The sequence below is a fragment of the Mesorhizobium sp. M0058 genome, assembly GCF_040323095.1.
Taxonomy (GTDB): Bacteria; Pseudomonadota; Alphaproteobacteria; order Rhizobiales; family Rhizobiaceae; genus Mesorhizobium.
The window spans coordinates 262933-286975 of sequence record NZ_JAMYUQ010000003.1; the positions used below are offsets into that span (position 1 = coordinate 262933).

Sequence of the window (24043 nt, forward strand, 5' to 3'; positions counted from 1 at the left end):
CGTGTCGACCATTGCCATCATCGGCCATGGCCGCTCGCCGGAGGGCAAGCGCTGGGGACCGCGGGTCGACGGCTGCGATCTCGTCGTTCGCATGTGGGATTGCGCCTGGCAGGCCTCGGCCGACTATGGCGGCAAATACGACTACGGCCTGATCGAAGCGCATCCGGCAATGATGCTGACCTTTCAGAAGAACAACCGGCGCCGGCCGGCTCGGGGATGGATCGCTTCGAAGCTGCATCGTCCCGAGCGCTGCGGCTTGCCGCCCAAGTGCGAACTGGTCGACCAGGCGCCCTGGAACCAGATCGGCCAGAAGCTCGGCGGCATGGGCGCCACTGGCCGGCTGCAGTTCACGCGCGGCACGATCGCCACCTGCTGGGCGATCGAGAATGCGCCGCGCGGCAGCACCGTCGTCCTGGTCGGGTTCGACAACATCGTCGCCGGCAGGACGTTGGAGCTCAACCAGGCCTTTGCGCCGGTCTACCAGCGCAATCCCGGCACATTCTCGTTTGGTGCGTACAAAGGGGGTGTCAGCAAGGCCGGCAACCACGACTTCGCCGTCGAGTTGCCGGTCATGCAGCACCTGGCCGCGAAGTATCACGTCAGGCTGGTGACGGCCGACGAGATCTGGCCGTCGACACCTGACGCACTCGCGATCCCTTCCGACTGGAGGCCAGAGCCTGTGAAGACCGCGCTCATTCTTGGCGATGCCGCATCGGTCCGCGACGATGCCGCGGCGGCGCTCAAACTGTTCACGCCGACGGCGATCGCTGCCGCCAACAACATCGGCATCGAGTGGGAAGGCCATCTCGACTACTGGTTCACGCTGCATCCCGGCGCCTGCATCGACTGGATCGGCATCCGGGATGCGCTGTCGCGTCGTGTCAGGGCTGGACGCAACAAGCCTGAAATATGGGCGCACAAGGCGGCCGTCGCGGTCGACCGCCACACGCCCGATTGGGGCGGCTCCACCGGCCTGCTCGCAGGCAAGGGCCTGCTCGAGCTCGGATTCGAGCGGATCGTTCTCGCCGGCGTCCCGATGGACAAGTCGCCGCACTTCTACAACGGCCAGCCCTGGCGCCAGGTGGATCGCTACCGGCAGGCGTGGCAGCGGCAGTTGCCCGATCTCGCGCCGTTCGTGCGCTCGATGTCGGGCTGGACGGCGGAGTTGCTCGGCAAGCCAGATCCCGAATGGCTCGGCGTGTTAATTTCTGCTCCCTCAAAAGAGGTCGCAAAAATTAGCATGGAGGCGTGAGGCAAGCATTTTCGGTCAGTTTGCGAATTTGCGCAGGTTCGCCATTTCGGCTGTCCACAGCCTCGCTTGACTTGGCCAGCGTTGTAACCAATATGGCACCAACAGTTTCGTGGGGTGGAGCAGCCCGGTAGCTCGTCAGGCTCATAACCTGAAGGACGCTGGTTCAAATCCAGCCCCCGCAACCAGTTCGGAAGAGTTTTTTGGGTGCGCACATGCGTTGAAGCCGTTCTAGACGGTGGAGCATTTGGCCCAGGGTCCGGTAACGAAGCGCAGAACGGACAGGCAGAGTCGGGCGGAGATAATCGCTCGGTGGGGAGTTAACCCGGCACCCGCCAACCTATTCGCCCGCAAGGGCAACGACAACACCCAGCGAGAAGGGGGAGGCGATGGGGCCGGCCTGATCAGTCGGTTGCTATGATCCTCCCCCGCAGCCGCTTCGACCATTCCGAGGCCATTTCCCCTCGGATACGTTCGCCTCACGAAAGCAGGCCCGTTGTTGTCCCGTAGCGGTTAGAACGGGGCCATTGATAGCGCCAGCACACTCCCTGGCCGCGACCACGTCCGTTTCCGGTGTTCGGCGCGTGGATGGCGACACGAGAAGCCGGCGGGCATGGTTCTCCAACAGGAGGCTACAAGCCCGACAGTTTCGGTTCTCCCCTTTCCGGGCGAGCCAGGGACGGCGGACGGACGAGGCTTTGGCCGGTCAAGGGTGCCGAACGTGGAAGGCCGAGGCCGAAAGGTCTATGACGCTGCTCACCACTAAGCCCCGTCAACCCGGGTGGGTAGCGAGCGGTCCAGCCGTCCCGACAGTTTTGCGGATGCTCCGTGAGAGATGCCTGCTCCACAGGCGTTGAGCCAGGATTAGCACCTGGCATCCGCTCCAGAAAGGCACCAGGTCCCCGTGGCGGAACTGGTAGACGCAGCGGGCTAATCACCCGCCGGCTCCATCGCTGCAGCGAAGCTCCATGCAGGTTCGATTCCTGTCGGGGGCCTGGTGACCTTTAAACGTTCGGTCGCGTCGGAGGTGGTTATTGGTGGGGGCACCATCCAATCATCTCTGGCGCGGCCCAGCCCCTCCAGGAGACACTATGGCGCGTATGACCGAGGAACGTCGGAAAGAGTTGCTCGCTCAGTATGTCGCCGGCGTGCCCACGGCGCAGATCGCCAAGGACTTCGGCGTCTCGGAGAGCTATCCGAGCCAGCTCGCGGCCCGCTTCAACCTCAAGCGCCGCGCCCAGCATTATCCGCGCGACCCCGAAGACACGAAGGCCAGGCGCCGTGCGCGCTCCGCTCTCCTTGTCGAGGAAGTCGCCACACCAGCGAAGCCGGCGCCAATGCACGTCACATCGGCCTTGGAAATCCGCCGTCTGGCCGCGATGGGCAAGGGCCGCACGCAGATCGCGGCGTTGCTGCGCTGCCCATATCGCGTGGTCGACGCCGCGCTCGAAGACGCCTGAAACACGGATGAGTGGCCGAGTGGTCTAAGGCAGCGGTCCTGAAAACCGAAGTGGGGCAACTCACCGTGGGTTCGAATCCTACCTCATTCCGCCATAACCCGGCCGAGCGGGCAATCCTCGGCAGCCCAACCGAAAGGAACTGAAAATGGCTTCGTCTCGCCTCAGATCGTTCATCCTCATGGCCTTCGGCAGCATCGCCGTCGCGCTCGCCATCACCGCCTTCATGGCGCCGCCGTCCATCGGCACGCACGACCCCGGCCTCTACGCCGCACCGTCCTACCAGGTCTCCTTCATGGTGCCGGACCTGGCCGTCACGCCCGACCACGTCGCCATCAAGCGCGAGGAAGCACCGGCGCCGCATGCGGTGCGATCTGCACCGTTGCTCAGTCCGGTTTACGCGATGTCGCTACAGACGGACGGTCAATCGCTTTATCGCTATCACCTTCGGTGCTAGCGTAGAGCCGTAAACCCCCGTTGGGGTGCGCCAGGGGCGGGGGACCGATCGGATTTGTCATCCGGTCAATGGTCCTCCGCCTTTCAGTTTCCACCTCAGATTTGAGGTGTTTTCCACTCATTTGTGATGCTTCCCCGCCCGCCAATCCCGGCGGGTTTTTTGTTGCTCGCGGTGCGGGCTTTTCCCAACCAAAAGAGGAGTTCGGCGGTGCCGCTCAAGACCATTCTGGAAAAACTCGACGGTGTCGATGACGCCTTTCACACCATGTACGAGGAGAAGGACGGCAAGTTCATTCTCCAACTCGAGGGCATCGACGACCATCCCGCCGTCATCGCTCTCAAGAACGGCCACACCAATTCCAAGCGGGAGCGCGACGAGGCGCGGCGCAAGCTCACCGACGCGGAAAAGAAGCTCAAGGGTCTGCCCGAGGACTTCGACGCCGCAGAGTGGGAGCGTCTGAAGACCGAAGACGAAGCGCGCCAAGCCGATCCCGAAGGCAAGGACGTCCGCAAGCAGGTGGAAACCGCGGTCGCTGCCAAGGAACGGCAGATGACGACGCGCCACGAGGCGGCACTGCGCGCCAAGGACGAGGTCATCGCCGAGAAGGATCAGACCATCAGCGGGCTGACCGGCGACCTGCGCACCACGCTGGTCGGCGACGGGCTGACCAAGGAACTGGTCAAGGCCGGCGTCAAGCCAACCCTGCTCAAGGCCGCGCAGCGCATGTTCGAAGGCGACGTCGAAATCGTCGAGGAGGACGGCAAGCGCATCGCCCGCATGAAGACCGATCTTGGTGGCGACGAGCTCGGCAAGTTCATCGGCAATTGGGCACAGAGCGACGAGGCGAAGGATTTCATCGCAGCGCCGACCGGCGCCGACGAGCGCGGCGGCGGCCGCAACCTGCGTCTTGGCGAGACCAATCCCTACGCCAAAGACACGTGGAACATCACCCAGCAGGGCGCGCTGCTCAAGAGCGATCGCGCCAAGGCCGAGCGGCTGGCGAAGACGGCGGGCTTCAAGGATCTCGCCCACGCCAATAGCTCGATGGGACCGATCGACAAGAAGTAATCCTGGCGGCCCTTGGAGGCCGTCAGCTTAAAGCCGCGGGCGGTGCCCGCAATCATCAGCAGCCGGTGTCGGTGACGCGGCTGATTTCACATCGAAACCAGCCTAACCAGAGGAGATTTTCCCATGGCTGACACCCCTACTGCTCTCGCGGACGTCATCGTCCCCGAGCGCTTCAACCCGTACTTCCTGGAGGCCACGACCCTCGTCAACGCCTTCTTCCGCTCCGGCATCGTCACCAACGTTGCCGATCTCGACTTCGGCAAGCAGGGCGGCACGCAGATCCAGATGCCGTTCTGGCAGGCGCTCAGTGAGCGTGCTCAGCTGCTCGACGACACCGACGATCTGGAAATCCGCAAGGTCACGACTGGCCAGGACCTGGCCGTGCAGCACGCACGCGCCCTGGTCTATGGCGGCACCGATCTTTCGGCTGCCCTCGCCGGCAGCGACCCGATGGTCGCCATCGCCAAGGGTATCGCCGAGAATTGGTCCGGTGAGCTCAATTACCAGCTCATCGCCACGCTCAAGGGCGCCATGGGCGCACTGCTCGCCGAGTCCCCCGATGTCAACGCACTCGACATCTCGGGCCTCTCGGGCGCGGCCGCCATCATCGACGGCTCGTCCTTCATCGACGCCGCGCAGATGCTCGGCGACAAGAAGGACCAGATCAGCGGCATTCTCATGCACTCCGCTGTCGAGGCCGTCCTTGCCAAGAGCAACCTCATCGAGACCATTCGCGACAGCGAAGGCAAGATCGTGATGAAGTCGTTCATGGGCAAGGACGTCATCGTCGACGATGCCAATGCGGGCAGCGCCGGCGTCTACGACACCTATCTGTTCGGGCCTGGCGCCATCGGCTTTGCCGACGGCTCTCCCAAGGTCCCGTCGGAAGTCGGCCGCGACCCGCTCAAGAACGGCGGTCAGGAATACCTGGTGACCCGTCGCCACTACGTCCTGCACCCGCGCGGCATCGCTTGGTCCCCCGGCTCCGGCGTTCCCGCCAAGCCGACCCCGAGCGATAGCGAACTCGCGGCCGCCGGCAATTGGGAACGCGTCTACGAGGAGAAGAACGTCCGCATCGTCCTTCTGCGCCACAAGATCGCGTAACCAGACATCAACGACGGCGGCCGGCAGCGGTCGCCGTCGTTTCCATTGTTCCACCTGGAGGAAGTGACATGAGGCGCATAGTCATCAGCGAAGAGGCGCTTCGCCAGCGCGACGAGATCGCAGCTCAGAGAAACCGCTACTACCAGGCGCGCGCCGATGGGTTTTCACGCGAGGAAGCCAACGAAATCGCCAATGGCGCTGAGGCGCCTGCTCCCGTCGTTGTGGCTCAGCCCGACGGTGAAATTCTCATTCCCGACAATTGGGCTGCACTGCCCTACCTGCCGAGGGCCAAGGGCGGCCCGTCGCTGCGCGGCCTGGCAACCAAGCTCAGCGCCCAGCCCGTCAAGAACGCAGCCGAGGCTACCGCTGCGATCGAGGCCGAACTAGCGCGGCGCGCTGAGGCGTGAACCATGCCCGTTGACGTCCAGACATTCATCTCCGGTTCCGGCAACTGGACCAAGCCGGCTGGCGCGACGACGGTTCGCGTTGTCCTGGTTGGTGCCGGCGGGTCCGGTGGTGGCGGCGATACGCAGGCGTCCGGAACTGGCGTGTCGGGCGGCGGTGGAGGTGGCGGTGGGTGCCGTCACGAGATGGTGTTCGATGCCGCTGAACTCGGTTCGACCGAAGCCTATTCTGTCGGCGCCGGCGCCTCTGGGGGCTCGGCAGGAAGCGGCTCCGGCGGAGGCAATGGCACCGCAGGCGGCAACAGCACATTCGGCGGCACGACAGTTGCAGTGCAGACTGCCTATGGCGGCGGGCGCGGATCAGGGGGCTCGACTTCCTCCTCGGCAGGCGGCGGTGGTGGCGGAATGGCTGGCGCTGGCGGTGACGCCACAACGAATACAGGTGGTACGGCTGGCGCGAATGGGGGCGTGGCTGGCCCGGCCGGCGGTGCAATCGGCCCTGCGAATACATCTGTTGGTGGGTCTGCCGGCGGCGGATCGGGCAGCGTAACGACAACCGGATTTGCTGGCGGCCAATCGTTGAGCGGCGGCGGCGGCGGGGCGGCTGGTGGCGGCAAAAACACGGTACCGGCCTATAGCGCCGGTGGCGCCGGTGGCGCGGCTGCTGGCGGTACGATCCCCGGCGGTCTGGGCGCTGCGGCGTCGACGGGCACGGCGGGGTCGAATGGGTCCATCGACACGCTCGGTTGGCCTGGGTCCGGTGGAGGTGGTGGCGGTGCCAGCGCAACGACAGCCGGGGCAGGTGGCAATGGCGGCTACCCCGGTGGTGGCGGCGGCGGGGGCGGATCTGCGCTCTCCGGCGGCACCGCAGCAGCAGGCGGGGCTGGCGCCAACGGCATCGTCGTCGTCATCACTGACTTGATAGGCGTGCCATGACAGCCGCCCCGATAAAATTCGAGCGCTTCACATCTGGCATCGCGCAGACCTGGACCAAGGAAAGCTGGGCAGAATTCGTTCGCATCATCTTGATTGGCGGCGGCGGTCCCGGCGGCGGCGGGGCTCGCAAGCTGGCGGCGACATCATCCAGTGGCGGCGCTGGCGGTGGTGGTGGCGCGATTATCGACCGCATCTATTCGGCAGACCAACTCGGGTCGACTGAAACATACACCGTGGCAGCATCGCTTACCGGCGGTGCCGGCGCGACCGTAGACAATGGCAACGGCAGCCAGGCGGCGGTTGGAAACAACTCCACCTTCACCATCAACGGCGTCACCATCACGGCCTATGGTGGCGGTTCCGGCGTCGGCGGCGTCAACGGCGCGGCTTCGGCTGGTGGTGGTGGCGGCGGTCTTGATGGTGCGGGCGGCAATGGCAGCGGCACCACGCCCGGCACCGCAGGCGCCAATGGCGGCGCGGCGGGCGCTGCGGCCAACACGGGTTTCTTCGGCGGATCCGGCGGTGCAGCTGGTGCCAATTCGAATACAACACCGACCATTGGCCAACCGGCAACGCGCGGCGGGGCAGGTGGGGGTGCCGGCTGCGGCAAAGGTTCTTCTGTCTACGGCACCGGATCGGCGGGAGGCATCGCTCGCGATCGCGCCGGCGGGACACATGGTGCCAACGGCGGCGCTGGCTTTGCCTATCCCGGCTCCGGTGGCGGTGGTGGAAACTCCAGCGCGACCGTGCCTGAAAACGGCGGCGACGGCGGCATTCCCGGTGGTGGCGGTGGCGGCGGTGGAACGACTGTGAACGGTGTCAACGCAGGCAATGGCGGTGCAGGCGCTCGCGGCGAAATCATCATCATAAGCTACGGCAACGTCTCGGCAGGATCTGCCGGCATGCTGTTTATCCCTGACATGGCGGGCACGTAAATGAAGCTGCAGAAGCTGGCCGGCGCCACATCGGAAATTTGGCAGATATTCATCCGTGACTCTTCGTCGACGACGGGCGGCGGCTTGACGGGCTTGACCAATGCATCCGGCTCTTTGACAGCCTATTATCATCGCGACACCGACACGACCGCAACCGCGATCTCCCTGGTGACGATGACGGTCGGCACCTTCACGTCGAGCGGCTTCAAGGAAATAGACGCCACCAACATGCCTGGCTGGTATCAGTTCTGCCCGCCGAATGCGGCGCTGGCAGCCGGTGCCAAGTCCTGCGCAATCCACCTCAAGGGCGCGGCCAACATGGCGCCGATGCCGATCGAGGTGCAGCTGATCGCTGTCAACATCGACGATGCCGTGCGCATGGGCATGACGGCGCTGCCGAATGCTGCTGCTGGCGCCAATGGGGGGCTGCCACTCTCCGTCGATGCCTCTGGCCGCGTCGATGTGCTCAAGATCAACGGAACGTCTCAGACCGCGCGGGACATTGGCGCAAGCGTGCTTTTGGCTGCCGACCAGGCAGTCAACGCCACCAAATGGGCCGGCGGAACCATCCCGGCGCCGAACGTGACCGGCGTTCCGCTGGTCGACGACAAATACCTGCTCGGCACCATCTATTCGACGCCTGCCACGGCTGGGATCCAGGACATCAACGTCATCAACTGGAAGGGCTCCGCCGCAGCGGCGATGACCGGCGATGCCTATGCCCGCCTCGGCGCTCCTGCAGGTGCATCAGTCAGCGCGGACGTTGCCGCCGTGAAGGTCGACACCTCAGCGATAAAGGTCACGACCGACAAGGTGACGTTCACTGTCGCGAACCAGGTCGACGTCAACGTGCTCGATTGGAAAGGCGCCGCGGCACCTGCCATGACAGGGGACGCATTCGCGCGGCTCGGCGCGCCGGCTGGCGCATCCGTCTCGGCCGATGTCGCGGCGGTCAAGGCTGTCCTGCCGGCAGCGCTGGTCTCGGGTCGCATCGACGCCAGTGTCGGCGCTATGGCGGCGGCTGTCCTCACCGCCACGGCCATTGCCGCCGATGCGATCACCGATGCCAAGGTCGCCGGCGATGTCACCATCGCGAGCGTGACTGGCGCAGTCGGCTCTGTCACAGGGGCGGTCGGTTCGGTGACCGGCAATGTCGGCGGCAACGTCACCGGATCGGTGGGTAGTGTCGCGGCGGGGGGCATCACAGCATCGAGCTTCGCGGCGGATTCCATCACCGCAGCCAAACTTGCGGCAGACGTGACGACGGAATTGCAGGCCGGCCTTGCCACGGCCGCTTCGGTCGCGGCACTCAATAATTTGTCTGCTGCACAGGTCAACGCCGAGGTCGACACGGCCATTGCCGACGCTGCGCTCGCCACCGCGGCAAACCTGGCGGTCGTTGCCGGCTACATCGATACCGAAATCGGCACCATCATCACCAACCTGGCCACCGTCGACACCGTTGTCGATGCGATCAAGGTGAGCACCGACAAGCTCGACGACACGGTCGAGGATGACGGCGGCACCTATCGCTTCACCGCCAATGCGCTGGAACAGGCGCCGACCGGCGGCAGCGCGCCGACCGCCAGCGCCATCGCCGACGAGGTGCAGACCCGCACCATCGCCGCGGTGACCACCGTCAACGGTCTGGCCGCCAACAGCGTCACGGCTGCGGCTCTGGCGGCTGATGCCGGGACCGAGATCGGCACTGCCGTATGGGCGACGACGACGCGGCTCTTGACCGCCGGCACCAACATTGCGTTGGCCAAGGGAACCGGCGTCACCGGCTTCAACGACCTGTCGGCGGCGCAGGTCAATGCCGAGGCGGATGCAGCACTTGCCGATGTCGGGGTGACATCAACTGTCACCGGCCGCATCGACGCCGCTGTCTCGACGCGCTCGACCTATGCCGGCGGCGATACAGCCGGCACCACGACGCTGTTGTCGCGGCTCGGCGCCCCGGTCGGGGCGACCATTTCGGCCGACATCGCGGCGATCAAGGCGATCGACGACGCGGTGAAAGCCAAAACTGACAACCTGCCAAGCGACCCGGCCGACCAGTCGCTGATCATCGACGCCACCACGGCGATTATGAGTCGCCTTGGGGCGCCGGCTGGTGCCAGCCTATCGGCAGACATCGCCGCGAGGTCGTCGCAGACGAGCGTTGACGATCTTCCGACCAATGCTGAACTCGCTGCCGGCTTTGCAGGGGCTGACGATGCTGTCCTGGCAGCAATCGCAGCGTTGACCGTCCCGACCGCTGCGGCCAACGCTGCGGCGCTTCTGGCAACCGCATTCGAAGGTGCGGAGACCGTGCAGGACTTCCTGCGGCTGTCGCGCGCGGCTCTCTACGGCAAGGCCGATGGGCTCGACGGCAGCACGGTCCATTATCGCGACGCCGCTGACGCCAAGGACCGTCTCACGGCAGAGGTCGATGAGGACGGCAATCGCCTGGTCGTAACGACGGACGCCACCTGATGTTCGGCGGGCGCTTCTTCGGACGCCACTTTTTCGGCAAGCGCTTCTTCGGCGGAGGTTTCACGCCGATCGTGCTGGTGTTCCCGACGGAAGCCGGGTTTTTCGCCGTGGTTGATCCTGTCGAGCGCATGGCTCAAGCCGACGCCGTTGGCCGAAGCTCTACGGTCGACGCGGTCAATCGCTCTGCCACGGTCGATGCACTTTCGCGGCAATCGCAGTCTTAGAACGAGGTGATCCGATGGCGACTGCGATTAAATGGGGACCAAAAGACCCTGATGCGATCCGGGATTTCGGCATTGACTGGACGCCGGACCTGCCAGACGACGTCACCATCACGGCCTCGACATGGCTGCTCGACGGCGCGGCCTGGGTTGGAGGTGGCGACCTGGTGAAGGTGGGTTCCTCCTTCACCGGCACCAACACCACGGTGCGCATTTCTGGCGGCGTCGCCGGCACCACCTATCTCGTCACCAACCGCATCGTCATGTCAGACGGCGAGGAAGATGACTTTTCGCAAAAGTTGAAGATCAAGGAGCGCTGATCATGACGCTCGTCGTCGAAGACGGAACGGGGCTTGCCGAGGCAAACTCCTACGTCACCGCCGCCCATTTCGAGGCTTATCTGGACTCGCGCGCAATTGACTTGCCGGACGGCGACGAGGAAGGCGCCCTGATCAGGGCAACGCAGTGGATCGATGGCGAGTATCGCCTTCGCTTCCCTGGCACCAGGCTCAACGGCCGCGCCCAGGGGCTGGACTGGCCGCGCAAGGACGCCGTCGACGTCTTCGGCGAGGACATCGACGAGGACGAGGTTCCCGTCGAGATCAAGAACGCAACGTGCGAGGCGGCGGTGCGTGAGCTGGCCGATCCCGGCTCGCTGTCGCCAGACCTGGAGCGTGGCGGCAAGATCAAGGAACTAGCGGCTGGCTCGGTCGACATCATCTACACCGATGGCGCCCCGGCCGAGACCATCTTCACCATCATCGACAAGGCTCTGTCGGGCATCATCGGCAAGCGCTCGAACACCTCCTCCAGTTTCTTTCTGAGGGCGTGATGACCGATGCCTTTGCCGTCAACTTGAAACGGCGGATTGCGGTCATGGATGACGACTCCGTCGTTCATCTCGAAACGCTGCTTGATGCGTCTGGCGACGAGACCGAGGAAGCCGGCGACGCGCGCTCTGCTGTAGGCCAATTGGCGGATGGTTCGTGGATAGCCATCGATCTCACCCAATTCGAGACAGCGGCGCCGAACTGATGGCCCGTCGCCCCACGCCGCGCCAGAGGCTCGATCAGCTGCTCGACCGCTTCGGCGGCGACATTCGCGCGGCCTTCATCGAGTCCGTCCATGAAATCCGCGACACGGCGCGCATCGCGGCGATCGCCGGCGCGCTCGAGGCCGGCAATGTCGAGCGGGCTCTGGAACTGATCGGGCTGGATCCTGCCGCCTTCCGTTCCCTGCAGAGGTCGTTGCGCACCACGTTCGAGGAAACCGGTGTCGTTGTGGTACGGGATATCCCGGCGCTGCGCGATGGCCAGGGCGTTCAACTGCTGCTGCGCTTCGACCCGGGCAACCCGGCGGCCGCGCGCTGGGTCGAGAACCGCGGCGCCAGGCTCGTCACCGCGATCCTGGACGATCAACGCACGGCGCTGCGCCAGGCGCTCTCCGATGGCCTGGCAGCAGGTCGCGGCCCGCGCTCCGTGGCGCTCGACATCGTCGGCCGCATCAACCGGGCGACAGGCAAGCGCGAGGGCGGCATTGTCGGGCTGACCAGCGGCCAGTATCAGACCGTCGCCAATGCGCGCCAGCAACTGCTTTCGGGCGATCCAGCCGAGTTGCGCGCCTATCTCGGCCGGCAGGCGAGGGACAAGCGTTTCGACCAGGCCGTCATCAAGGCGATCAGCGACGGCAAGCCGGTGCCGGCCGACATCGTCGACCGCGCGCTCAGCCAGTATGCCAACCGCATGCTCGACCTGCGCGGCGAGATGATCGGACGCACCGAAGCCACACAGGCGGTCGGCGCGGCGCAGCGCGAGGCCTTCGAGCAGGTGATCGACACCGCGAAACTCGATCGCGACGTCGTCACCCAGGTCTGGCTCGCCACCCATGACAGCCGCACGCGCGAGGCACATCTCGAGATGGACGGCCAGGAGACCGGCTTCGATGAGCCGTTCACCTCGCCCAGCGGCGCGCTCTTGATGTTTCCAGGCGACATGTCCCTCGGCGCCGGGCCCGAGGACACCATCGGCTGCCGATGCGTGGTGATCACGCGGCTGGGTGGTCGGGAGGCTGCGGCGGCTTAGCCTCGCTCGCCTGGAGCAGTCCGGCGAGGAACATCAACAAGGCGGCCCGCGCTGCTTTCAGCGCCGCATCGGCCCGCCTGGTGGTGCCATGCGACGTCTCGAGCTCGAACGCCATGCGATGCAGCATGTCGGCGGTCTCGTCGTCGGAAAGAGTTGGTCGATCTGTCACGGAGGCGGACAATATGGCATCGCTGCTCGAAGGTCCACTCGCGCGCACGGTCGCCCGGGCATTCCGGGGAAAACTCTCCGACGGTGTTCTGCGTCGTGAGAGCGCTACAACCACGGACGCCTTGGGCGATCCGGTGTCGCCGACGCCGGCGACATTCACCTTCAACGGCATCCGCGAGAGCTTCGACGCGACGTTTCGCGCTCAAGCCGGCATTCCTCAGACAGACGTCGGGGTTCTTGTCCTGCTCGAGTCCGTGACGCCACGGACGGCGCCGGAGCGGGGCGACCAGGTCTACATCAAGGCGCAGTGGCACCAGGTCCGCGAGATCCTCGATCAGGATCCGGCGAGCGCGACCATGCGGCTGCAATGCTTCGAAATCTCGGCGCCGGCGTAGACCGGCCGGCGGCGCAGGGCGATGGCCGCCAGCGCATTGTCGAGCGAGATCAACTGTTCACGCTCATCATTCCAGGCTGCGGCAAGTAGCGCGATCTCGCTCGCCTTGCCGGTCAGTCGTTTGAAAATGCACATGTGAGTCTCCTTCCTGAGTTATCAGGTGAGGATAATCGCTAACGAAATCAATATGTTACGCAAAAGAAAGCGGGGAAAAGGCCTTGTCTGTCGAATGGAAGGGCGATGCGGTCCTGGCAAAGGTGCACGCCGCTGCCATGCGTGGCGTCGTGCGCCAGACCCAAGCCGTGCACGAGGAGGCGACACACCTCATCCTCGACACGCCGAAGTCGGGCCGGACCTATCGCCGCCGCGGTGTCGAGCACCAGGCCTCGGCGCCTGGCCAGCCCTTCGCCAGCGACACCGGCGCCACGGTGCAATCGGGGCGGACTGCCTTCGATGGCGCCAATCTGAGCGGCACCGTCAGCTGGTCGACCAAGCAGGCGGCCTCGCTCGAGTTCGGCAACGAGAACATGGAAGCGCGCTCCTATGCCAGGCCAGCGCTCGCCAACCGCAAGGATGCGATCGAGGAAGACATTCAGCGCGAAATCAGGGACGCGCTGAAATGAGCGCCCCGCCGCTGGAAATCCTCGAACCGCTGCGCACGGCGATCGTCAACGCCTCCGACATCGTCGGCCAACTCGGCATCTTCCTCGATGGGCCCTCGGTTCACACCCGCCGGCCAATCCCGCCTGGGGCAAAATACCCGGCCGTCACCATTGGCCCCATCGTGACGCGCGTGAACCTCGACGGGATCAACGATTTTCGGCCGCAGGTTGCGATCGACGTCTGCGTCTACGGCGAGCAGGACAAGCAGTTTCGCGAGGTCGAACTGGCGGCCGAGTTGATCCATTCCCTGTTCCACAGCCAGCGCCGGTCGATCACGGTGACCAACTACAGCGTCACGCAGATCCTGGCGGGCGGCCCGATGCCGGCCCCGGTCGACGACGCCAGCCGCATCGGCCGGCGCGTGCCGCTGGTGATCAGCCTCTACGCCCGTTGAGGCTCTCGCCTCCACGTCCAACCAGCGGGCGGTGCCCGCATCATCCGCAGCGTCGGTGACCCTGCTGATTTCACCTTCATGAAACCAGCCAATTCAAAGGAGATCCCTCATGGCCGGAACCGACCTATACCCCGTCGCTGGTTGCAAGATCTACATCGGCGAGATCATGGCGACGCAGATCGACGATTTCATCGAAAGCGACTTCATCACCAGCCCCGACCAGTTCACCGAAATCGACGGCTGGACCACCATGGGCGTGTTCGGCGATACCGCCGCGCTGATCTCGACGCAGCTCATCAACCGCAACCGCGACATCAAGCAGAAGGGCACCACCAATGCCGGCTCGATGCAGAACGTCTTCGCCGAAATCACCGGCGACGACGGTCAGGTTGCGCTGATTGCGGCGTCGCAGGGTGCCAACAAGGCGAACTATGGCTTCATGGTCGAGTTCAACGATGCCAGCGGCGCCAGCGGCAGCGTCAATTCGAAGGCCTATTTCGTTGGCCTGGTGATGAATGCCAGCCCGGCCGGCGGCGCCGCCAATACGGTCCGCAACCTCAACGCCACCATCGAGATCAACTCGAACGTGGTCCGGACCGCCGCCACCTAAGCAGAGTTCCAACGCCAACAGTCAGGAGTAGTCTTCATGGAATTGAGTAACCTCAAGCGCGACAGCAAGATGGTCGAAGGCGGCAAATGGGTCGATGAAATCCCAGGCATGGGAAATCTTCGGCTCAGGGTGCGAGGCATGTCCTCGCCGACCTTCGCTGCCCTGCGCGGCCGCAAGCAGCGCAAGGTGCCGAAAAGCGATCGGGAGGCTGACGGCGCGATCAAGACCGACGTCGACATGCGTCTCCTTGGCGAGGCTCTCCATGAAGCCGTGCTTCTCGAATGGGACGGGCTGACCGAAGACGGTAAGCCCGTTCCGTTCGACAAGGACCTGGCGCTGACATGGCTTACTGATCCCGACTACATGCCATTCGCCGATGCCGTCGTTTGGGCGGCTAGTTTTGTCGATCGCAGCACGGCCGAAGCCCAGGGCGGGCTGGAAAAAAACTCGCGGAAGCCGTCGCCTGGGAGTTCGAGTGGGGGGACTCAGCAGCCGGCCTGATCGAGGGCCACGAGGACCGCGGCGAACCCATTCCCGACCACCTGCGTCGACCGGATCTGATGCCCGGCGCCGAGCCGTTCCTCGCGGCGTTTTGGGACTTGTCGACCGACCGCTACCGCTACACCGGACCTGTTCCAGGCTGGGCCATCCGCTCCTGGGCGGCTGAGCTTGGTCTCGATGATCCGGATGAACTGGCATCGTTCCGGGGCGCGATGCGGGCCATGGACCGGGTCTATCTCGAACGGGCCAACAGGGATCCCGGCGCGCCGGGTAAACCTGCCCCTGTCGTGTCGTCGCGGCCGCTATCGCCGAACCTGTTCGACGCCATGTTCGGGCCGAAATGAGGGGCGGCTAGTAGCCGTCCCTCGCCAGCAACACCACGATCTTGTCGAAGGCCTTGTTGCCGGCGGCCATGCACGCGCCATTCAGGCAGAACTGAACCAGTTTCAGATGGCCGTCAAACGTGCAATCGGACCAGTATTCGGCGCCGTTGCCTGGATCGTAGGAAACCCGGGCGCTTGGCGGGCTCAGGTCTGAGAAATCCTGCTCGGCGATCGGCTCGAGGCTGTTCTTGAGATAGGCGTGGGCCGCCGCCTTCAGGCATATTTCGGACGCTTTGCCGCCTGCCAACGCATGGCCGGCGAACATCACCATCAACACAACCAGAAATCCGCGCATCGTCGCTCCCCCGAAAGGGGCGGACGATAGCGCACGCTCTTTTGCGAGGCAAATTCATGGAAGTCTCCGGTCTTGTCGGCAGCGTCAGCGTGGAAGTCCGCGCTGATCTGAAGCCGCTCGACAAGGGCTTCGACGAGGCCAAGTGGCGTGCGCAGGCCTTCGACAAGCAGGCATCCGGCTCGTTCCGCAACCTTGGCAACGAGGCAGCGCTTGCCGGACGTGCCGTCGAAGGGTCGGCCATGCGCGCCGCCGGCGCGACCGATGCGCTCGGCCGCTCGGTCACCGCCGCCGGGTCGGCATATCGCAGCCTGGTTGCCATTGCGGGTGCTGCTGGACTGGCGCTCGGCTCGGCCTTTGCCTTCGCGCAATTCATCCGCAACACGGTCGATTCCGAGAAGGCGCAGACGCAGCTCGCCGCCGCGCTTCGCTCGACGGGCAACGTTGCCGGCCAGAGCGTCGACGGGCTCAACGCGCATGCCGCCGCGCTGCAGAGGATCACGGCCTACGAAGACGACGCCGTCACGTCCTCGCAGGCGCTGCTCTTGACCTTCACCAAGATCAGGGGCGACACCTTCAACAAGGCGACCGACGCGATCCTCGACATGGCCACAGCCATGAAGCAGGACCTTCAGGGCGCGACCATCATGGTCGGCAAGGCGCTCAACGATCCTATCCTGGGTGTGACCGCGCTCAGCCGCGCCGGCGTCCAGTTCACCGCCTCGCAGAAAGAGGTGATCAAGAGCCTGGTCGAGACCGGCGACGTCGCAGGCGCGCAGGTGCTGATCCTCAAGGAACTGGAAAACCAGTTCGGCGGCTCGGCCAAGGCTGCGCGCGAAACGCTGGGCGGTGCGCTCCAGGCCCTCGGCAATGCCTGGGGCAACCTGTTCGAACTCGGCAAGGGCTCGACCGATCCGTTCCGCATGTCGATCGAGAAACTCATCGTCGCCATCAACAACCCGGCCTTCCAGCACTTCATCCAAATGGTCGGCGCGTCGCTGTTCGATGCGCTCACCGCCGTCGTCAACGTCACGACCGTGCTTGCCGACCATGTCGGACTGCTCGGCACGGCGATCCAGCTGCTCATCAGCTACAAACTCGCTTCGTGGGCTGTTGCCGGGGCGGAGGCGCTTTACGGCTTGTCTGTCGCGGTCGCCGCCGCCGAAGGGTCGATGAGCCTCCTGGGGATAGCGTCCGGCACCGCTGGCGCGATTGTCGGCGCTATCAGCTGGCCGGTCGTCGCAATCGCCGCGGTCGGTTTCGGCGTCTACAAGATCTACCAGAGCTACCAGTCCGCAGCCGAGACGGCCAAGCTCTATGCCGAACAGCAGAAGATGGTCAACGAGGCCATGGGCCAGTCGATCGATCCGACAGCCAAGGCGACCGACAAGGTCCTGGAGAAGGCGAGGGCGGATTTCACGGCAGCTGGCGCCATGCTGCAGCGTGCCGAAGCCGAACTCGAATATCGGCGGATGCTGCAGGAAAGCGTTCCCTCGCTCGAGGGCGCGCCTGATCCGCTCGCCGGGGCAACGGCCAGGCTCGCTGAAGCCCGCAAGAATTTCGACAGCCTCGGCCGCACCTTGCAAGCGCTCAACATTCAGGCCGCAGCCGAAACCAAGGCTGCCGCCAATACCGGCGTTGAAGCGATCTCTTCGGCGACGTCGCTGTTCAATCTTGCCAAGGACGGCTTCGGCGACGTGGCCTCCGGCATGCCCAAGATCGGCCAGGCCGCTGGCGGTGTGCTCGGAGACGTGCAGAATGCCGCCGGCGTGGTGATGTCGGCGACCGATGCCATGCAGCGGGCAAACCAGGCCAACCTCGAAACCCTGCTCGGCTATAACGCCGAACTGCGCAACACGACGACCGAACTGGCAGCCTGGGAGAAGGCCATCAAGGGCGCAACCAGCGCCGGCTCGATCGCCGATTTCTTCGGCGACACCTCCGACATCGCCAATGCCCAGCAGCTGCTTGACGGCGCCGCGAACTCGGTCGACCGGCTGTTCGAGTCCTTCCGCGCGGGCGGCCAGACCGTCCAGTCAGTCGGCGACAACATCGAGATGGTGCGCGCCAGCCTCATTCAGCAAGGCTTTGGAGAAGCCGCAGTCAACAAGTTCATCGACGCGCTGATCACGGCACAGCTGCAGACAGACAAGCTCAAGGCCAACGCCAAAGATCTCAACTCCACCATTCAGGGCATCAAGGACAAGACCGTCACCATCACCGTCGTCACCCGCCAGGTCGGCTCGGGCACGCAATCGCTCTACAATGTTCCAAACAGCAGCGGCGGTTTGAGCACGGTTGGTGTGACGCGCATGGGCGGCGGCGCTGGCCCATCGCTCTCGGCAAGTTCCGTGCCGCGCACCGGCTATGGCAGCATGGGTGGTTACGGTGAACCGGGCAACACCAGTGTTGGCGTGACGCGCTTCTCCAGCACCGACCGGCAAGTCTCCTCGACGCCGATCTACAATACGTCGACGAACTCGTGGGGCTACGTCCAGCCTACCAGCTATCAAGATCCGGCTCTGCTCGCCCGCGCCAACGCCATGTATCCGGCCCGCGCCGCCGGCGGCCCGATTTCGCCCAACACGCCCTATTGGGTCGGCGAGCATGGCCCCGAACTCGTCATGCCACAGTCGGCCGGCACCGTCGTTCCGAACGCCCAATCGGTGGCGCTCGCCAGCGCGCAATCCGGCTTCACCGGCCGGGAGGCCACGCGCGAGCAGGATCGCATGTGGACGGTTCTTATGAACATCGAAGCCAATACCCGCAAGACCTTCGAAGGCGTCGAGAAGTGGGGGGCGTCGAGCAGCTATAGCGGCAGTGGCAGCGGCGGCGGATCTTCATACGGCGGCGGGGCTTCCTCGTCTGGAGCCGATACAGACCCTCTACATGCGGCTTATCTGAAGGCGTTGGCGACCGCCAAGTCCAATGCCCAAAACGTCAGCGGCATCATTGGCTATGGCGCTCAGGGCCTGTCAGCAACCCCGCAGCAGATCGCGCATCGGGCCGTCTACGGCTTCTCCACCGGCGGCATCATGGGTCCAGGCAACGGCGACACCGAGAAGGTCGAACTGTTCAAGAGCCCCGATGAAAGGGTGATCATCGCTCGACCTGACCAGTTCGAAGATCGGCGCTCGGACCCGACCGCTGCGGGCGACGACCGAGAAATCAACATCTATTTCAGCCAGACCATCCGGTCGGACGGCGCAGAGCCGTCGAGGGATAGCCAGGCCGAACTGCGCCGCCAGACGGCGCTCGGCCTGCAGGATGCATTGGGGTCGCTGCGTGGTCGATAATGTCATCATGCCGGACGACGTCTCGATCGGCTTCAAGGGCGGCCCGCGTTTCATCACCACGAAAGTCCGCTCGGTCAGTCAGCGCACGACGCGGTTGCCCAATGCTTCCGTCGCTCGGCACTACTACGCATGGTCGCAGCGCAACATTCCAGAGACCATGCTGATCAGCCTGCGCAGCTTCTTCTACGACCGCCGCGGTGACTTCAAGGTCTTCTTGATGAAGGATTGGGCCGACTTCCGTCTGATCGACGAGCAGATCGGCCTCGGCGACGGCGTGCAGGCGGCGTTCCAGGCGACAAAGACCTACACCGCAGGCAACAACCCGTATGTTCGCGTCATCCGCCACATCAAGGCCGGCACGCTCGTCGTCAAGGTCGATGATGTCGAGAAGACCCTGACGACGCATTACACGGTCGGCGCCACCGGCATGATCACCTTCACTGGCGGCAACATTCCTGCCGACGGCGCGGTGATCACGATCTCCTGCGACTTCTATGTGCCGGTCGCATTCGAGGGCGATCGCTTCGAGCCGTCGATCCCCAACATGCGCCCTGACCTTTTCAACATCGACGATCTGCAGGCAATAGAGGATATCCCATGAGGGATGACTGGTCGCCGACGCTGGTTGCGATGCTGGCCAGCAATGAGGTCACCCGCTGCTTTCTGATCCAGCTGGTGAGCCCTATCAAGGGCACGGTCAGGATGACGGATTGGGACGCCGATCTCACCGTATCTGACGTCTTCCAGAAATCGCCAGGCTTCAATGTCAGCAAATGGACTGTTGCCAGCGGCGGTCGCCCGGCCGGCATCGACCTGACGCTGCCCTTCGACAGCGTGGGCCCGCTGCTCGCCGACGACATCAAGCGAGGCGCTTGGCGCGGCGCCGCGATCACCTGCTGGCTGGCGAACTCGCTCAACCCATCCGACCGCGAGATCCTCGTCGACGGCTTTGTCGGCAAGACGCAGTTCACGGACCGGCTCGTCGGCAATATCGAGGTGGTCACCAAGGGCGATGCGCTGGCCGACATCTTCCTGCTCACGGTGCAGCCGAAATGCTCGTTCCAGTTCGGCGGTGACCAATGCGGGGTCGATCTCGCTCCCCTGACGCTCACAGCAACTGTCGTCACGGTGACGGACGCCGGCCGCTTCACCATCGCCGTGACCAATCCCGCCAGTCTCAATTTCACCCACGGCAAGGTGGTTTTCACCTCGGGCGCCAACGACGGCTATGAAGATTGGGCGCGCAGCTGGACGCCGGGCACCTCCCTTGTCGACCTCGTCAATGGCGCGCCGTTCGACATCGAAGTCGGCGACACACTGACCATCAGCGACGGTTGCGATCAGTCTCGCTCAGGCGCTCGCGGCTGCAAGTTCCACAACAACGTCAACCGCTTCCCGGGCCAGGACTATACGCCGGCCGAAGTGCAGGGAGCCGGCTGATGGTCTGGTTTGCAACGCCACGCTCGTCGAACGTCGGATCGTCTTGGGGCGGCTGGGGTTCCGAGGAGGCAGCAAAGGCACCTGAGCCGGTTTCGGCCGCGGCGACCTTTTCGTTCAGTTCTGTGCTTGGACGGCAGATCCCGATCGTTGTCGGAACCTATCCGGTCGACGGCATCCCGGTCATTGGCGGCGCCGCCACGATCACCAGCGTCACCGGCTACACGCAGGTCAAGCTGACCTCGCTGCAGGGCCTGAGCGACGTCGGAGGCACGGGCTGGCTGAACAACGACCCGTTCTCCCGTATCGCGCTGGTGCCGATCCTGGGCGCCAGCCAGGTCGCGTCGATGGGCTATCTGCTGGCCTACGATCCCTTCGGCGACGGCTACAAACTGGTCCGGCTGATGGTCGACGATGCGGTCGTCTACGATGCCGAGAAAGGCATTGGCGCCTCGTCCACTTTCCGCTTCTATGGCGGCAATCATACCGCTGTCGACCCGATCACCGCCAAGGCCATCGGTGCCAACGCGGGCGCATGGCAGAACTTCGCCATGCTCTATCTCGATGGCTTCCAGGCAACCAGCCCGCCGACCGTCAGGGCCGTGATCTCCAACAATGCGACCGAGACGCCAGCCGGCGGCGAGATCGTTTGGTCAGGCGAGACACCAAGCGGTTTGATCGATGCCTTCCCGCATGGCTCGGCTTATGACCCTGCCGAAGGCGTGATCTACCAGTTGCTCGAGCCGACCGACATTCCGGGGCTGGCCGGCGTCTGGCTTGCCGTTCTCGATGTCGATTCCCGGCAGGAGCTGTATCGCGTCCCGCTTGAGGGATCCGAGCCCTACACATCGGATTCGGTCGACTACCAGTTGAGCGTGCCGATCGCCATGAACGGCAGCGGCCTTGTCTTCGTGCATTTCGAAACGCTCGACGTGCCGAACCGGCTGACGGCAGTCTACGAGGCGGTCACCGGCCATCTGCTCGCTTCCTATATCGACACCGTCAACATGTTCTGGCTCACCGGCCAGCAGATCGGGCAGAAATGGGTATTCCTCGGCGAAAGCCTTGACGACAATCCAAACTGCATGGCTGCGGTGTTTGATCCTGCGGTCGGCTCGCTCGATGTCGCAAACATCCTGCCCGACGGGCCGAACACCTATGTCGCGGTGAAAGGCCGGGTGACGTCAGGCTTCACCTCGTTCTTTTCGGCCAACGCCAGCCTGTCCGGGGATATCGATATTCACGAACTGAGGTTCGATGGCGATGCCTGGTCTGCCGTCCTTTTGGGCAGCCTGACGGGGGTCATCGACCTATCGGTCAATGTCCTCTGGTTCGATCCTGCAACAGGGTATCTTGTTGTCAATTATCGCCTGGCCGGGCCGATAAACCGCTTCAAATACATCGATCCCGAGGATGGTTCGGTTGTCGACACCTTCGATGCCAACGCATCCAAAAGCTACTCGAACGTCTCCGCGCTGGTGCCGATCTTCCACGACCGGATGATCAGCCGCCCCGGTTTCGTGGCGATGTTGGAAACAGCATCGGGCAACGATGTCGTTCTGCTCGACATAAAGGGAAAGACGTTCTCGCTCTTTGTGAGCGACCTTGTGGCTCCCGACGGCACCAGGCTCGGCGAGATCATCGTCGACCAGAGCAATGCCCGCTACATGAGCGCTACTGGTGACGACGTGTGGACGGTGCATCGTCAAGCGAACACGCTGCCGGGCGCGATTTCTCTCCAGACGATGCTCACCAAGGTGATGTCGCTGAGCAAATACGGGCCCTCTGAACTCACCTTCGAAGGACTGGACGGGCTTTCCGGCTACGGCGTCGGCATCGTCAACGATACGAACGTGCGCACCGTGGTGCAGTCGATCAAGGAAATCTATGGCTTCTCATTCGCCGACACCGGCAACGGCTACTATTTCAAGAAGCCTGGTCGAGACGCCACTTTCTCCCTGGATGATGTGATCACCACTGACGACCTGGTGTTCGGCGATTCCGAGGCGGTCAAGAGCGATGATGACGCCGATATCCGTGCCGTGACGCGGGTCGAGCTTCAATACATCTCCAAGGACCAAGGCTATACCGCGCGACCGGCATCATTCGCCATGCCGGCAATCAACAACTCAATCAGGACGCAGCGCTACTCGAGCCCGCTGGTGCTGACCGATCTCGACGCGCAGACCTTCGTCATCGAGAAGTTCTTCGAATTGCAGGCAAAGCGTCGCAACCATGCGTTCTCGGTAACCGGAAAACCGAAATATCTGCCTGGCGATGTTGTGTCGGTCCCCTCTGGCGAGGTCACCTATACGGTCCAGATCGACAGCGTAGCGACCGATCGAAGCATGGTTGCCAACATCGTCGCCCTCGACTTCCAGACCAGGGTCGCGACCACGGTCACGCCGGTCTCATCCGCCGCCCAGGATCTCGTGCCGGTCAGCCTGGCCACGCAATACATCCATCTCGATGTCCCGCTGTTCCGCTATGCCGATGATCTCGGCGGCGCGGGTCTGCGGCAATACGGCGTCCTCGCCGGCCGTGGCCAGACGAATTGGGCTGGCGGCGTGCTTTACCGCGGCGACATCGCCTCGCAACTCTCTGCCCTTTTGACGCAGGCGCCGCATATGGGCGTCGTCGGTGTCTGCGCCGAGGTCCTGGCAAGCCCGCTCGATCCCTTCGCGCTGACGGACGATTCGACGGTTATCATTCGCCGCACGGCCGGCAGCATGGATCTTCTCATCGACAAGACCGAGGACCAGGTGCTTGCCGGCGACAACTTTGCCTTCATCGGCAAGCAGGGTCGATGGGAAGGCGTCGGCTACAAGACTGCTATCGACAACGGCGACGGCACCTTCACCCTGTCCGGCTTTACGATCCGAGGCCATCGCGGCACCGAGGTCTTTGCCTCCCGCCACCAGGTCGGCGACGTGTTCGTCATGATCAAGCCGGAATGGCTGAAGTCGGTCGCGCAACCGCTCACCGACCTGGGCGCGACGAAATTCTACAAGGCGATCGGCATCGGCCAGGATCCGACAACCGGCGTGGTCAAGGGCAACCTCATTCTTGGCGCCGCCGAGACGCCTTATGCCTGCGTCAATCTCGATGCGGTGGCCGGCTCGCCGGACGGCATCGATCTCTCGGCCGATTATCGCTCGAGGCTGGCTGCCGGACTGAACCCGGCAAACCATGGCGAGGCGGCGCTCGCCTTCGAATGGGATATCTACGCCGGCGCGACCTACAAGCGCACGCTCACCTCGACGGTAGCGAGCGTCCATTACGCCAGCGCGGACGTGGTGACGGACTTCGGCTCTGATCCGCCGACAGAACTGTCCTTCCGCGTCTTCATGATGAGCGCGCTCGACATCCTTGTCCCCGGGCAGGAGCGGCCAGTCGCCGGCCGTGGCTATGAGGCGCGTGCTCACGTCATTCTGGACAGCGGGTTTGTGCCGTCATTCGATTCCGATGTTTGGTCCTTCGACAGCGAAACCCTCACCTTCGATCAGGAATAGCTC

27 protein-coding genes and 3 tRNA genes are annotated in these 24043 nt (G+C 64.2%); 27 read left to right on the forward strand and 3 right to left on the reverse strand.

Annotation, left to right across the window (positions count from 1 at the left end; genetic code table 11):
• Window position 1 precedes the first annotated feature (1 nt).
• The 17 genes from NKJ75_RS06610 to NKJ75_RS06690 all read left to right on the forward strand — a co-directional run bounded on the left by NKJ75_RS06610 (window position 2) and on the right by NKJ75_RS06690 (window position 12390).
• Window positions 2-1252 carry a hypothetical protein gene (locus tag NKJ75_RS06610; RefSeq protein ID WP_352499439.1) on the forward strand — a complete coding sequence of 417 codons (1251 nt, stop codon included), beginning with the start codon at window positions 2-4 and terminating at the stop codon, window positions 1250-1252.
• A 108-nt stretch (window positions 1253-1360) separates the two neighbouring features.
• Window positions 1361-1437: transfer RNA gene (locus NKJ75_RS06615), tRNA-Met, on the forward strand.
• 710 nt (window positions 1438-2147) lie between these two features.
• Window positions 2148-2244, forward strand: a tRNA-Ile gene (locus NKJ75_RS06620).
• 96 nt (window positions 2245-2340) lie between these two features.
• Entirely contained in the window at window positions 2341-2709 is a 369-nt protein-coding gene (locus NKJ75_RS06625) for a hypothetical protein (RefSeq protein ID WP_352499440.1), read from the forward strand.
• A 5-nt stretch (window positions 2710-2714) separates the two neighbouring features.
• Window positions 2715-2799: transfer RNA gene (locus tag NKJ75_RS06630), tRNA-Ser, on the forward strand.
• A gap of 55 nt (window positions 2800-2854) precedes the next feature.
• On the forward strand, window positions 2855-3163 hold the full coding sequence (locus tag NKJ75_RS06635) for a hypothetical protein (RefSeq protein ID WP_352499441.1): 309 nt from the start codon (window positions 2855-2857) through the stop codon (window positions 3161-3163).
• 207 nt (window positions 3164-3370) lie between these two features.
• The gene (locus NKJ75_RS06640; protein WP_352499442.1) at window positions 3371-4231 is read left to right on the forward strand and encodes a hypothetical protein; all 861 of its coding nucleotides are present in this window, start codon (window positions 3371-3373) and stop codon (window positions 4229-4231) included.
• Between the two features lie 123 nt (window positions 4232-4354).
• On the forward strand, window positions 4355-5335 hold the full coding sequence (locus NKJ75_RS06645; protein ID WP_352499443.1) for a major capsid protein: 981 nt from the start codon (window positions 4355-4357) through the stop codon (window positions 5333-5335).
• A gap of 68 nt (window positions 5336-5403) precedes the next feature.
• Window positions 5404-5742 carry a hypothetical protein gene (locus tag NKJ75_RS06650; protein ID WP_352499444.1) on the forward strand — a complete coding sequence of 113 codons (339 nt, stop codon included), beginning with the start codon at window positions 5404-5406 and terminating at the stop codon, window positions 5740-5742.
• Window positions 5743-5745: 3 nt separating this feature from the next.
• A complete protein-coding gene (locus tag NKJ75_RS06655) occupies window positions 5746-6675 on the forward strand; it encodes a hypothetical protein (protein ID WP_352499445.1) in 930 nt (309 codons plus the stop codon).
• Window positions 6672-7610, forward strand: a complete 939-nt coding sequence (locus tag NKJ75_RS06660) for a hypothetical protein (protein ID WP_352499446.1) — start codon at window positions 6672-6674, stop codon at window positions 7608-7610. The genes NKJ75_RS06655 and NKJ75_RS06660 overlap by 4 nt, the downstream gene beginning before the upstream one ends.
• Complete coding sequence (locus NKJ75_RS06665; protein ID WP_352499447.1) at window positions 7611-10088, forward strand: hypothetical protein; 2478 nt, start codon at window positions 7611-7613, stop codon at window positions 10086-10088.
• The gene (locus NKJ75_RS06670; RefSeq protein ID WP_352499448.1) at window positions 10088-10312 is read left to right on the forward strand and encodes a hypothetical protein; all 225 of its coding nucleotides are present in this window, start codon (window positions 10088-10090) and stop codon (window positions 10310-10312) included. Before NKJ75_RS06665 ends, NKJ75_RS06670 begins: the two co-directional genes overlap by 1 nt.
• A gap of 14 nt (window positions 10313-10326) precedes the next feature.
• Window positions 10327-10629 carry a phage fiber-tail adaptor protein gene (locus NKJ75_RS06675; protein WP_352499449.1) on the forward strand — a complete coding sequence of 101 codons (303 nt, stop codon included), beginning with the start codon at window positions 10327-10329 and terminating at the stop codon, window positions 10627-10629.
• A gap of 2 nt (window positions 10630-10631) precedes the next feature.
• Window positions 10632-11141 (forward strand): DnaT-like ssDNA-binding protein, encoded by a 510-nt coding sequence (locus NKJ75_RS06680; RefSeq protein ID WP_352499450.1) that lies wholly within the window; start codon window positions 10632-10634, stop codon window positions 11139-11141.
• On the forward strand, window positions 11141-11344 hold the full coding sequence (locus NKJ75_RS06685) for a hypothetical protein (protein ID WP_352499451.1): 204 nt from the start codon (window positions 11141-11143) through the stop codon (window positions 11342-11344). The genes NKJ75_RS06680 and NKJ75_RS06685 overlap by 1 nt, the downstream gene beginning before the upstream one ends.
• Window positions 11344-12390 carry a phage minor head protein gene (locus NKJ75_RS06690; RefSeq protein ID WP_352499452.1) on the forward strand — a complete coding sequence of 349 codons (1047 nt, stop codon included), beginning with the start codon at window positions 11344-11346 and terminating at the stop codon, window positions 12388-12390. The genes NKJ75_RS06685 and NKJ75_RS06690 overlap by 1 nt, the downstream gene beginning before the upstream one ends.
• Here NKJ75_RS06690 and NKJ75_RS06695 read toward each other — a convergent pair.
• A complete protein-coding gene (locus tag NKJ75_RS06695; RefSeq protein ID WP_352499453.1) occupies window positions 12353-12559 on the reverse strand; it encodes a hypothetical protein in 207 nt (68 codons plus the stop codon). The genes NKJ75_RS06690 and NKJ75_RS06695 overlap by 38 nt on opposite strands.
• 13 nt (window positions 12560-12572) lie before the next feature.
• Between NKJ75_RS06695 and NKJ75_RS06700 the strand changes: the two genes are divergently transcribed.
• A complete protein-coding gene (locus NKJ75_RS06700) occupies window positions 12573-12953 on the forward strand; it encodes a hypothetical protein (RefSeq protein ID WP_352499454.1) in 381 nt (126 codons plus the stop codon).
• Here NKJ75_RS06700 and NKJ75_RS06705 read toward each other — a convergent pair.
• Complete coding sequence (locus NKJ75_RS06705) at window positions 12893-13087, reverse strand: hypothetical protein (protein WP_352499455.1); 195 nt, start codon at window positions 13085-13087, stop codon at window positions 12893-12895. The two genes, NKJ75_RS06700 and NKJ75_RS06705, sit on opposite strands and share 61 nt — an antisense overlap.
• Window positions 13088-13170: 83 nt before the next feature.
• Here NKJ75_RS06705 and NKJ75_RS06710 point away from each other — a divergent pair, with 83 nt between their 5' ends.
• The 5 genes from NKJ75_RS06710 to NKJ75_RS06730 all read left to right on the forward strand — a co-directional run bounded on the left by NKJ75_RS06710 (window position 13171) and on the right by NKJ75_RS06730 (window position 15464).
• Complete coding sequence (locus NKJ75_RS06710; RefSeq protein ID WP_352499456.1) at window positions 13171-13575, forward strand: hypothetical protein; 405 nt, start codon at window positions 13171-13173, stop codon at window positions 13573-13575.
• Complete coding sequence (locus NKJ75_RS06715) at window positions 13572-14009, forward strand: hypothetical protein (protein WP_352499457.1); 438 nt, start codon at window positions 13572-13574, stop codon at window positions 14007-14009. Before NKJ75_RS06710 ends, NKJ75_RS06715 begins: the two co-directional genes overlap by 4 nt.
• Before the next feature lie 109 nt (window positions 14010-14118).
• Window positions 14119-14619 (forward strand): hypothetical protein, encoded by a 501-nt coding sequence (locus tag NKJ75_RS06720; RefSeq protein WP_352499458.1) that lies wholly within the window; start codon window positions 14119-14121, stop codon window positions 14617-14619.
• 36 nt (window positions 14620-14655) lie between these two features.
• Complete coding sequence (locus NKJ75_RS06725) at window positions 14656-15120, forward strand: phage-derived protein YdaY family protein (protein ID WP_352499459.1); 465 nt, start codon at window positions 14656-14658, stop codon at window positions 15118-15120.
• A 29-nt stretch (window positions 15121-15149) separates the two neighbouring features.
• On the forward strand, window positions 15150-15464 hold the full coding sequence (locus NKJ75_RS06730) for a phage tail assembly chaperone (protein WP_502903840.1): 315 nt from the start codon (window positions 15150-15152) through the stop codon (window positions 15462-15464).
• Window positions 15465-15471: 7 nt separating this feature from the next.
• Here NKJ75_RS06730 and NKJ75_RS06735 read toward each other — a convergent pair whose 3' ends face one another.
• A complete protein-coding gene (locus NKJ75_RS06735; protein ID WP_352499461.1) occupies window positions 15472-15798 on the reverse strand; it encodes a hypothetical protein in 327 nt (108 codons plus the stop codon).
• A gap of 56 nt (window positions 15799-15854) precedes the next feature.
• Here NKJ75_RS06735 and NKJ75_RS06740 point away from each other — a divergent pair, with 56 nt between their 5' ends.
• From NKJ75_RS06740 to NKJ75_RS06755, 4 genes are read left to right on the forward strand one after another with little or no spacing between them, the layout of a single operon-like run.
• A complete protein-coding gene (locus tag NKJ75_RS06740) occupies window positions 15855-19091 on the forward strand; it encodes a tape measure protein (RefSeq protein WP_352499462.1) in 3237 nt (1078 codons plus the stop codon).
• Entirely contained in the window at window positions 19081-19692 is a 612-nt protein-coding gene (locus NKJ75_RS06745) for a DUF2460 domain-containing protein (RefSeq protein WP_352499463.1), read from the forward strand. Before NKJ75_RS06740 ends, NKJ75_RS06745 begins: the two co-directional genes overlap by 11 nt.
• Window positions 19689-20531 (forward strand): phage/gene transfer agent baseplate hub protein, encoded by an 843-nt coding sequence (locus tag NKJ75_RS06750; protein ID WP_352499464.1) that lies wholly within the window; start codon window positions 19689-19691, stop codon window positions 20529-20531. The genes NKJ75_RS06745 and NKJ75_RS06750 overlap by 4 nt, the downstream gene beginning before the upstream one ends.
• Window positions 20531-24040 carry a phage tail protein gene (locus tag NKJ75_RS06755; protein ID WP_352499465.1) on the forward strand — a complete coding sequence of 1170 codons (3510 nt, stop codon included), beginning with the start codon at window positions 20531-20533 and terminating at the stop codon, window positions 24038-24040. The genes NKJ75_RS06750 and NKJ75_RS06755 overlap by 1 nt, the downstream gene beginning before the upstream one ends.
• Window positions 24041-24043: the final 3 nt, after the last annotated feature.